Here is a 10685-nt window from a genome sequence, read left to right as displayed (position 1 = left end):
TGGTGATGATGGCAGAGAGGCCACACCCGTTCCCATACCGAACACGGAAGTTAAGCTCTCTAGCGCCGATGGTAGTTGGGACCTTGTCCCTGTGAGAGTAGGACGTCGCCAAGCAAGCTAAAACACGAATCATTTGATTCGTGTTTTTTTGTGTTTTCAAACAGCACGAAAAAAGAAGTAATGGTAATACAAACACGTTGCCCAAGAGTGAATCATATTATATAAGAGATTGATGTATATTTTTCTGTAAATTGTTAAGGAATAGGAGTATAAAATATGTCCATTTAAATAGGGAGGGCAAGATATGAAATCACAAAATGAAGTTTGTATTGTTTGTGAGACAGAAAGAAAAGAAGGGATATATATTTATAATAATTTGATATGTTATGAATGTGAAAAGGACATGGTGAATACGGAGACAAATGATCCGAAGTATATATATTATTTAAAACAGCTTCGGAAATTAGAAGTATCATATTTTTAAATAGGCATATGCCTATTATTTTTTTTGTTCTGTATAATAGATAAAGAATGAAATAATAAGGAAGAGATATAGATGAATCAAAATCGCATACCTTTATATGAGGCATTAATAGAGTTTAAAGAAAGAGGGCCATTATCTTTTCATGTTCCAGGGCATAAAAGTGGTTTAAACTTCCCTCAGGAGGCAATAGAGGGGTTTAAAGATATACTATCTATCGATGTAACTGAGTTGTCAGGATTAGATGATTTACATAGTCCATTTGAATGTATAGATGAGGCACAACAATTATTAGCTGATGTATATGGAGTGGAAAAAAGTTATTTTTTAATTAATGGTTCAACAGTGGGGAACCTAGCAATGATTTTGTCTTGTTGCGGGGAACATGATATTGTTCTTGTACAAAGAAATTGTCATAAATCAATTATTAATGGTTTAAAATTAGCGGGAGCAAATCCAATTTTTTTAGATCCATGGATTGATGAAGCTTATAACGTACCAGTGGGAATTCATAATGAGGTTATTAAGGAAGCAATTGAAAAATATCCAAATGCTAAAGCACTCATTTTAACACATCCTAATTATTATGGTATGGGGGTGGATTTAGAGGAAAGTATTGCTTATGCACATGCACATAAAATTCCTGTTTTAGTAGATGAAGCACATGGCGCTCATTTTTGCTTAGGTGGAGCATTTCCAAAGTCAGCTTTAGCATATGGGGCAGATATTGTAGTTCATTCTGCACATAAAACATTACCGGCGATGACGATGGGATCCTATTTACATATAAATAGTAACTTAGTGAAAGAAGAAAAAGTTTCTACTTATTTAAGTATGCTACAATCTAGTAGTCCATCGTATCCAATTATGACTTCTCTTGATATTGCACGTTTTACAATAGCGCGTATAAAAGAAGAGGGACATGATGAAATTGTCGAGTTTTTACGGGAATTTAAAGAAGAATTGTCTTCTATTCCACAAATAGCTATTTTACAATATCCATTACAAGACGAGTTAAAGGTTACCGTACAGACACGTTGTCAGTTATCAGGATACGAATTACAGTCTGTATTTGAAAAGGTCGGTATATATACGGAAATGGCAGATCCATATAATGTCCTATTTATTTTGCCCTTGCAAGCCAATAAGGAGTATATGAAGGCTATAGAGATGATTCGAGTGGCATTGCAATATGATGAGGTCAAAGACAAGAGGGAATCTATTCGTTATACTTATAAAGGGGGAATTTCCCCTTTACCGTATACATATAAACAACTAGAAGGATATGAAACAAAAGTAGTATCTGTAGAAGAAGCAGTTGGTTTGATAGCGGCGGAAATGATAATTCCGTATCCACCTGGAATTCCATTGATTATGTACGGGGAAAGAATTACTTCAGAACATAAAGAGCAAATTATGTATTTAGAGAAAGCGGGCGCTCGTTTTCAAGGTAGTACGAAATATATGAAAGTGTATGATATAGAAAGTAGGTTTTAGGATGAAGGGATTATTTGTAACAATTGAAGGTCCAGAAGGTTCGGGTAAAACAACATTAATTCAAAGTTTATTGCCATACTTTGAACAAAAAGAACAAAAGGTAATGGCGACGAGAGAACCAGGTGGTATTGCAATTTCTGAGGATATTAGAACGATTTTACATAAACAAGAATATACGATGATGGAAGCACGTACAGAGGCGCTTTTATATGCTGCTGCACGCAGACAACATTTAGTAGAAAAAGTTATGCCGGCTCTTAACGAGGGCTACCTTGTATTATGTGATCGTTTTATAGACAGCTCCTTAGCGTATCAAGGATATGCAAGAGGATTAGGTATGGATAAAATATTTGAAATAAATCGTTTCGCAACAGAGGACTGTATGCCTAGTTTAACAATTTACTTAGACATTGAACCAGAGATTGGTTTAGCTCGAATTGAAAAAGATGCAGGACGTGAAGTGAATCGATTAGATATGGAAGATATCTCTTTCCATAAACGTGTGCGTGAAGGATATTTACAAGTTGTAGAACGTTTCTCAGATCGTATTGTATTAGTAAATGCTGATCAACCAATGGAAAAACTTATAGAAGAAGTTGTTCAGATTATAGAAGATAAATTGTTATAATAGAAGGAAAGAATGAAATAAGTGAGGTATGCATTATGATGAAGACGTGGGAGCAGCTTTCTGCTATACAACCCATCGGTGTAAAAATGTTGATGAATAGCATTGCAAAAGAGCGTATATCCCACGCTTACTTGTTAGAGGGAGGGAAAGGGACAGGAAAGTTTGCGACAGCAATTCAAATGGCAAAGAGTTTCCTCTGTTCTCAGCGGAACGGGGTAGAGCCTTGTCACGTATGTACAAATTGTAAGCGAATTGATTCAGGTAACCACCCGAACTTACATATTGTAAAACCAGACGGATTATCGATTAAGAAGCAGCAAATTCATGATTTACAAGAAGAGTTTTCAAAAACAGGATTAGAAGCAAATAAAAAAGTATATATTATTGAGCACGCAGACCGCATGACAGCAAATGCAGCGAATACACTCTTGAAATTTTTAGAAGAACCAAGTAGTGATACAACAGCTATTTTACTTACTGAACAAAGTCATCAAATTTTAAATACGATTTTATCCCGCTGTCAAGTTGTTACATTTAGACCGTTACCTACTGAATCTTTAATTAGAAGATTACAGGATGAAGGTATTACGGCATCTTTAGCGACACTTGCTGCACAACTCACGAATAGTTTTGATGAAGCTTTGGCTTTATGTAGTGATGAATGGTTTGCACAAGCACGAGCTTTAGTGATAAAATTATGTGAAGCGCTCGAAAAAGACAAAGCCTCTATTTTTTTTGTACAAGAAAAATGGGGAAAGCACTTTGGAGAGAAAGAACAATTACAGCAAGGTTTAGATATGTTACTCCTTATTTATAAGGATTTATTATATGTTCAACTTGGAGAAGAAGATCGTCTTGTTTTTCATGAGCAGAAAGAGATGTTTGAATCTTTCTCCTATGCTCAGAAGCGCATTGTATCAGCTCTCTTTAATATATTAGAGGCAAAAAATAGAATCAACGCTAATGTAAATGCGCAGCTTGTGTTCGAACAGTTAGTGTTGCGGTTGCAGGAGGGATGACCGTTTTGTATGATGTAGTAGGTGTTCGCTTTAAGAAGGCCGGAAAGGTGTATTACTTTGATCCGAATCAGTTCGATATCTCTGAAAATGAGTTTGTAATTGTAGAAACAGTAAGGGGTATTGAATACGGAAAAGTAGTTATTACCAAAAAGCAAGTTGATGAAAACGACGTTGTATTACCGCTAAAAAAGGTTATTCGTATTGCTAATGAAAATGATCGTACCATTGTTGAAGAGAACAAACATGCTGCGAAAGAAGCATATCAAGTTTGTCAGCAAAAGGTAGTAGAACATAATCTTGATATGAAACTTGTAGATGTAGAGTATACGTTCGATCGCAATAAGATTATTTTCTACTTTACTGCGGATGGTCGGATTGATTTCCGCGAACTAGTGAAGGACTTAGCGGCAATTTTTAGGACAAGAATTGAACTAAGACAAATTGGTGTTCGTGATGAAGCAAAGATGCTTGGTGGTATTGGTCCATGTGGTCGTATGCTTTGTTGTTCTACTTTTTTAGGAGATTTTGAACCTGTATCCATTAAGATGGCAAAGGATCAAAATTTATCATTAAATCCTGCAAAAATCTCTGGTTTATGTGGTCGCTTAATGTGTTGCTTAAAATATGAGAATGATGAGTATGAGGCAGCAAAGGAACAACTTCCTGATTTAGATCAACGTATACAAACCCCGCATGGTACTGGCCGTGTTATCGGATTAAATATTTTAGAAAGATTAATTCAAGTGGAACTAGTAGACAAGGAACGGATAGTAGAATATACGTTAGATGAGTTAGTGAATAAAGGGGTCGTTTCGAGTCAAACCACAGATTAATGAGGTGGGTGCTTGTGGAGAAAAAAGATATTTTTGCATCGGTTTCTAGTATGGAAGAGCAAATTGGACATTTATACAAACAGTTGGGAGAATTAAAACAACATCTTGCAGAGTTGTTGGAAGAAAACCAACATATAAAAATGGAAAATGAAAATTTGCGACACCGCTTTGAAGAAGTGCAGATTAAGGAAAAACAAAAAACTCAAAAACGTAAAGAAGTGAAACCGAAGACAGATATTGGTGAAGGCTATGATAATTTAGCGAGACTATATCAAGAAGGTTTTCATATTTGTAATCTGCATTATGGAAGTGTACGTAAAGAGGGCGATTGTTTATTCTGCCTGTCATTTTTAAATAAAAAGTGAAATTACCTTTCCAATGATAATTGGAAAGGTAATTTTTTATACATGAGAGTAGAATGAAATATGTTTTTAATTAGTAGAAGATGAAATAGGGTAGGTTAAGGGTAAGAAAAGGAGTAATATATGAAATTATATGAAGATGAACGTTTAGATTACTTATTAGCACAAGAAATGAAAATTATACAAAGTCCATCGGTATTTAATTTTTCATTAGATGCTGTTTTACTTTCAGACTTTGCTTGGGTGCCAATTCAAAAAGGTAATTTACTTGATCTGTGTACAGGTAACGCAGTTGTACCCCTTCTGTTGAGTACGAGAACGAAAGGGAATATTACAGGGGTGGAAATTCAAGAACGTTTATATGATATGGGAATAAGAAGCGTTCAATACAATAAGTTAGAAGAAAGAATTCACTTAATACATGGGGATTTAAAAAATATGCCGGAGAAACTTGGACGTCATCAATATGATGTTGTCACATGTAATCCGCCGTATTTTCAAACACCTGCAACTTCTGAGAAAAATATGAATGAACATTTAGCGATAGCTCGGCATGAAATTATGTGTACATTAGAGGATGTTGTATCTGCAAGCAGTCAGCTAGTAAAACAGGGCGGGAAAGTGGCATTTGTACATCGTCCAGGTCGTTTATTAGACATTGTTACATTAATGCGTAAATATAAAATTGAACCAAAACGTGTACGATTTGTTTATCCTAAGGCAGGGAAAGAAGCGAATACATTGCTAATTGAAGGAATTAAGGACGGAAATGCAGATTTAAAAATATTGCCACCTCTTTTTGTATATGAAGAAAATAATGAATATACAAAGGAGATTCGTTCAATTTTATATGGAGAAGAATAAGCATTGTTTTTATGTAGTGGAGTGCTCTGATGGAAGTTATTATGCTGGATATACAAATCATATAGAGAAGCGGATTCAGACCCATAATAGCGGGAAAGGGGCTAGGTATACGCGTGCTAGACTTCCTGTTGTTTTAAAATACGTAGAAGACCATGAGGATAAGCGTACAGCTATGCAAGCAGAGTATTATTTTAAACAATTAAATAGAAAACAAAAAGAAGAATATATGCAAAAAGGAGAACCATATGTGGCAACAAAAAAGCTTTCAGCAAAATGAAAAGGGAGTTTTATATTTAGTACCAACTCCAATCGGAAATTTAGAGGATATGACATTTCGTGCAATTCGAATTTTAAAAGAAGCAGATGTTATTGCAGCGGAGGATACAAGGCAAACGAAGAAGCTTTGTAATTATTTTGAAATTGAAACACCTGTGATGAGTTACCATGAACATAACAAAGAAGTAAGTGGACGAAAAATTTTAGATAAGTTAGCAGATGGTAAGACTGTAGCCATTGTGAGTGATGCTGGTATGCCGTGTATTTCAGACCCTGGTTACGATATTGTTGTAGAGGCTGTAGCAGCACAGTATCATGTTATCCCGCTTCCTGGGGCAAATGCAGCACTTACAGCATTAATTGCATCAGGTCTTGAAACAAAACAGTTTTATTTCTATGGATTTTTACAAAGAAATAAAAAAGAAAGAAAAATGGAGTTAGAGAAGCTTCGTTATGTACAACCTACAATAATGTTTTATGAAGCACCTCACCGTTTAGATGATACTTTAATCTCGATGCAAGAAGTGTTGGGAAATAGAGAAATTGTATTATGTCGAGAGTTAACGAAAAAATTTGAGGAATTTATTCGAGGGACAATCGAAGAAGCAATTGAGTGGACGAAACAAAATGAAGTTCGTGGCGAGTTTTGTATTTTAGTAGCTGGTTCAACGGAAGAACCTGCCCCAGAAGAACAATGGTGGGAATCTATTTCAGTATATAATCATATTGAACATTATATAAATGAAAAAGGTATGAATTCAAAAGAGGCGATAAAAACAGTCGCTAAAGATCGAGATTTGTCGAAACGCGATGTATATCAAATCTATCATGTCGATAAAAAATAAGCTTCTCATAATTGAGAAGCTTATTTTGCTGTTTCGATATAATCTTGAAGTTCGTTTAAGATTTGCTCAGCGCCTTCTTTGCTTAAGATAATTTTACCTTCAGCTAAAGATAGGTTACCATCAGATACTTCACCAGTTACTTGGCAAGTCATGTTTGGCTTATATTTTTTTAAGATGATTTTCTCGTCATCAACGTAGATTTCAAGAGCATCCTTTTCTGCAATACCTAAAGTACGGCGTAATTCGATTGGAATTACTACACGACCTAATTCATCAACTTTACGAACGATACCAGTAGATTTCATAATTCTTTTCCTCCTAAAGAAATAGTTTATAAGTTTCGAGTCTATTTTCTAGATTCGTCATTTTTCGACAAAATACCCTATGGACATATGATACCAATCATTTACATTTCCGTCAATTCTTTAATTCTATATTTTTTAAAAAGATTTATAGATTTCTTACTTCTTATATATAATAGAATGTGAGTAATTTCTACTATTATTTCACTTTATTTTCAGAAAAATTTATAGATTGTAAGTAAGGACTGTATATTTTCTTGAAATATGAGCAATAGATGATAAAGATACTAAGTATTAACTCGTTTTTATCCAGCATTAACAAGCAGTAAGATTCTAAATTTAAAATTTGGCTAGAGCAAAGAAGTTAAGTTGGAGTCGGATTGCTCGTAAAAGCCCGATTGGTGCGGGCTAATAATCCGCGGGAGTGAACAAAACCCCCACAGATTAAAGTTTCACTTTATATATAAGTTTTTGATATACTATTTATAAATACATATGAGGTTATCCGGGAGGTCCAAAACAATGACAGAGGAAAAAAAATCCTTTTATATTACTACCCCAATTTATTATCCAAGTGGAAAATTACACATTGGACATGCTTATACAACAGTAGCAGGAGATGCGATGGCACGCTATAAGCGTATGCAAGGATATAATGTTCATTATTTAACAGGAACTGATGAGCATGGACAGAAGATCCAAAAGAAAGCAGAAGAACTAAATGTTACACCACAAGCATATGTGGACAACATCGTTGCAGGAATTAAAGAACTTTGGGAGAAGATGGATATCTCTTATGATGATTTTATTCGTACAACTGAAGATCGTCATAAAGATGTTGTTGAAAAAATCTTTAAGCAACTAGTAGATCAAGGTGATATTTACCTTGATGAATATGAAGGTTGGTATTCTGTACAAGATGAGACATTCTATACGGAGCACCAATTAGTAGATCCAATTATGGAAGGTGACAAAGTAGTTGGAGGGAAAAGTCCAGATAGTGGTCATGATGTAGAACTTGTTCGTGAAGAATCGTATTTCTTTAGAATGGGTAAATATGTCGATAGACTATTAAAATTCTATGAAGATAATCCACAGTTCATTCAGCCAGAGTCTCGTAAGAATGAAATGATTAATAACTTTATTAAACCAGGCTTAGAAGACTTAGCAGTTTCTCGTACTTCATTTGACTGGGGAGTTCGTGTTCCAGGTAACCCCAAACACGTTATTTACGTATGGGTTGACGCATTATCTAACTACATTACAGCATTAGGTTATGGAACAGAAAATGAAGAGATGTATAAGAAATTCTGGCCGGCAGATGTACATTTAGTTGGAAAAGAAATCGTTCGTTTCCATACAATTTATTGGCCAATCATTTTAATGGCATTAGATTTACCTCTTCCGAAAAAAGTCTTTGCTCATGGTTGGATTTTAATGAAGGATGGAAAGATGAGTAAGTCAAAAGGAAATGTAGTAGATCCAGTTACATTAATCGATCGTTACGGATTAGATGCATTACGTTATTACTTACTTCGTGAAGTTCCATTCGGATCTGATGGCGTATTCACACCAGAAGGATTTGTGGAGCGTATTAATTTCGATTTAGCAAATGACTTAGGTAACTTATTAAATCGTACAGTAGCTATGATTGATAAGTACTTTAATGGAGAAATCCCTGCATTTAAAGCAAATGTAACAGAATTTGATGAAACGTTAGTAACGTTTGCGAAAGATACATTGAAAAAAGTAGAAGAAGCAATGGAGAATATGGAATTCTCTGTAGCGCTAAGCTCAATTTGGCAATTGGTTAGCCGTACGAATAAATATATTGATGAAACACAACCATGGGTATTAGCGAAAGATGAGAATGATCGTGAAAAGTTAGCTTCTGTAATGGCTCATTTAGCAGAAGTACTTCGTCAAACGGGTATTATGCTTATGCCATTCTTAACAGTAGCACCAAGCAAAATGTTTGCTCAGCTTGGTCTTAATGATGAAGCACATAAATCTTGGGAAAGTCTATCTACAATTGGCTGTATTCCAGCTGGAACAAAAGTAGAAAAAGGAAACCCAATTTTCCCTCGTTTAGAAATGGAAGTGGAAGTAGAGTACATTAAAGAACAAATGAAAAGCTCTGCACCTAAAGTAGAAGAGAAAAAAGAAGAAGAACCGAAGGCAGAAGAAATTACAATTGATGATTTCTTTAAAGTAGAATTACGCGTAGCAGAAGTACTATCTGCTGAACCTGTGAAAAAAGCAGATAAGTTGTTAAAAATCCAGCTAGACTTAGGCACAGAAAAGCGTCAAGTCGTTTCTGGAATTGCAAAATTCTATTCGCCAGAAGAACTAAAAGGTAAAAAGGTTATTTGTGTAACAAACTTAAAACCTGTAAAATTACGCGGTGAATTATCACAAGGTATGATTTTAGCGGGTGAAGAAAATGGCGTATTGTCATTAGCGTCAATTGACCAAAATCTACCAAATGGTACAAAAATCAAGTAATTAAGACAAGAAAAGAGATGTTTCACGTGTAACATGTGTGAAGTGTCTTTTTTCTTTTTACACTCTCTATTTTTGCATTAAGATTGTAGTATTGTTATCGTTAAGTTATTAAAGAGCTTATTTGTGTAGAATAAATTTGATTTCAATATAAAAGGAGTTATGTATTATGTTGTTTGATACACATTCACATTTGAATGCGGAGCAATTTGAAGAAGATTTACAAGAAGTTATTGCACGAATGAAAGAAGCAGGAGTTACTTATACAGTCGTTGTTGGTTTTGATGAAGTAACGATAAAAAAAGCGATTGAATTAGCCGAAGCCTATGATTTTATTTACGCTGCGGTTGGATGGCATCCAGTTGATGCAATCGACATGACAGAAGAGCATTTAGCGTGGTTAGAAGAACTTGCTTCCCATCCTAAAGTCGTTGCACTTGGGGAAATGGGCTTAGATTATCACTGGGATAAGTCTCCAAAAGAAATACAGAAGGAAGTATTCCGTAAACAAATTACATTAGCCAAAAAGGTAAAATTGCCGATTATTATACATAACCGCGATGCAACTCAAGATATTGTTGATATTCTGGAAGAAGAGAATGCAGCTGAAGTGGGAGGCATTATGCATTGCTTTAGCGGCAGCGTAGAAGTAGCGCAGCGATGTGTTGATATGAACTTTTTAATTTCGCTAGGCGGACCGGTTACATTTAAGAATGCTAAGAAACCGAAAGAAGTTGCTGCAGAGATTCCATTAGAGAAATTGTTAATAGAGACGGATTGTCCATATTTAACACCACATCCGTTTCGAGGGAAACGAAATGAACCGAGTTATGTAAAACTTGTAGCAGAAGAAATTGCGAACTTAAAAGGAATTTCTTATGAGGAAGTAGCAGAAATAACAACAAAAAATGCAAAAGCTTTATTTGGTGTTGAATAAAAAGGAGTGGGAGAACCCATTCTTTTTTTATTTCTGTGAAAAAATGGTGAGAGTGATAGAGAAAATAAGGGCGAATGAGGAAGTGTTACAATAAGGAGAGAGAACAAAGTTTTGGACATTCTATTTTTTAAAATGTAAG

The 10685-nt window shown here is 35.0% G+C and carries 12 protein-coding genes and 1 rRNA gene; 12 read left to right on the top strand and 1 reads right to left on the bottom strand.

The window, feature by feature from the left end:
• From rrf to rsmI, 10 genes are all read left to right on the top strand, one after another.
• A 5S ribosomal RNA gene (gene rrf / locus DN390_RS12980) occupies positions 1-114 on the top strand; the annotation flags it as partial.
• Positions 115-304: 190 nt separating this feature from the next.
• Complete coding sequence (locus DN390_RS12975; protein WP_060629167.1) at positions 305-484, top strand: sigma factor G inhibitor Gin; 180 nt, start codon at positions 305-307, stop codon at positions 482-484.
• A gap of 72 nt (positions 485-556) precedes the next feature.
• Positions 557-1978 carry an aminotransferase class I/II-fold pyridoxal phosphate-dependent enzyme gene (locus DN390_RS12970; protein WP_060629168.1) on the top strand — a complete coding sequence of 474 codons (1422 nt, stop codon included), beginning with the start codon at positions 557-559 and terminating at the stop codon, positions 1976-1978.
• A gap of 1 nt (position 1979) precedes the next feature.
• A complete protein-coding gene (tmk, locus tag DN390_RS12965; protein WP_147807479.1) occupies positions 1980-2606 on the top strand; it encodes a dTMP kinase in 627 nt (208 codons plus the stop codon).
• Positions 2607-2641: 35 nt separating this feature from the next.
• Entirely contained in the window at positions 2642-3625 is a 984-nt protein-coding gene (holB, locus tag DN390_RS12960; RefSeq protein WP_060629170.1) for a DNA polymerase III subunit delta', read from the top strand.
• A 5-nt stretch (positions 3626-3630) separates the two neighbouring features.
• On the top strand, positions 3631-4458 hold the full coding sequence (locus tag DN390_RS12955; RefSeq protein WP_000272429.1) for a PSP1 domain-containing protein: 828 nt from the start codon (positions 3631-3633) through the stop codon (positions 4456-4458).
• 14 nt (positions 4459-4472) lie between these two features.
• The gene (gene yabA / locus DN390_RS12950; protein WP_000412056.1) at positions 4473-4823 is read left to right on the top strand and encodes a DNA replication initiation control protein YabA; all 351 of its coding nucleotides are present in this window, start codon (positions 4473-4475) and stop codon (positions 4821-4823) included.
• 120 nt (positions 4824-4943) lie between these two features.
• The gene (locus DN390_RS12945) at positions 4944-5684 is read left to right on the top strand and encodes a tRNA1(Val) (adenine(37)-N6)-methyltransferase (protein ID WP_147807478.1); all 741 of its coding nucleotides are present in this window, start codon (positions 4944-4946) and stop codon (positions 5682-5684) included.
• Complete coding sequence (locus DN390_RS12940) at positions 5671-5961, top strand: GIY-YIG nuclease family protein (protein WP_060629172.1); 291 nt, start codon at positions 5671-5673, stop codon at positions 5959-5961. The genes DN390_RS12945 and DN390_RS12940 overlap by 14 nt, the downstream gene beginning before the upstream one ends.
• A complete protein-coding gene (gene rsmI, locus DN390_RS12935) occupies positions 5930-6805 on the top strand; it encodes a 16S rRNA (cytidine(1402)-2'-O)-methyltransferase (protein ID WP_060629173.1) in 876 nt (291 codons plus the stop codon). Before DN390_RS12940 ends, rsmI begins: the two co-directional genes overlap by 32 nt.
• 20 nt (positions 6806-6825) lie before the next feature.
• Here rsmI and DN390_RS12930 read toward each other — a convergent pair whose 3' ends face one another.
• Positions 6826-7110 carry an AbrB/MazE/SpoVT family DNA-binding domain-containing protein gene (locus tag DN390_RS12930; protein WP_000843036.1) on the bottom strand — a complete coding sequence of 95 codons (285 nt, stop codon included), beginning with the start codon at positions 7108-7110 and terminating at the stop codon, positions 6826-6828.
• Between the two features lie 519 nt (positions 7111-7629).
• Here DN390_RS12930 and metG point away from each other — a divergent pair.
• Both metG and DN390_RS12920 read left to right on the top strand, forming a co-directional pair.
• Positions 7630-9612, top strand: a complete 1983-nt coding sequence (metG, locus tag DN390_RS12925) for a methionine--tRNA ligase (RefSeq protein WP_147807477.1) — start codon at positions 7630-7632, stop codon at positions 9610-9612.
• A gap of 166 nt (positions 9613-9778) precedes the next feature.
• Positions 9779-10546, top strand: coding sequence for a TatD family hydrolase (locus DN390_RS12920; protein ID WP_060629175.1), 768 nt, complete (start codon positions 9779-9781; stop codon positions 10544-10546).
• The last annotated feature ends 139 nt before the right edge of the window (positions 10547-10685 follow it).

The organism is Bacillus sp. SH7-1 (assembly GCF_008042405.1).
Lineage (GTDB): Bacteria > Bacillota > Bacilli > Bacillales > Bacillaceae_G > Bacillus_A > Bacillus_A thuringiensis_N.
The sequence above is the reverse complement of the archived record's forward strand: the minus strand, read 5'-3'. Positions and strand labels throughout refer to the sequence as shown.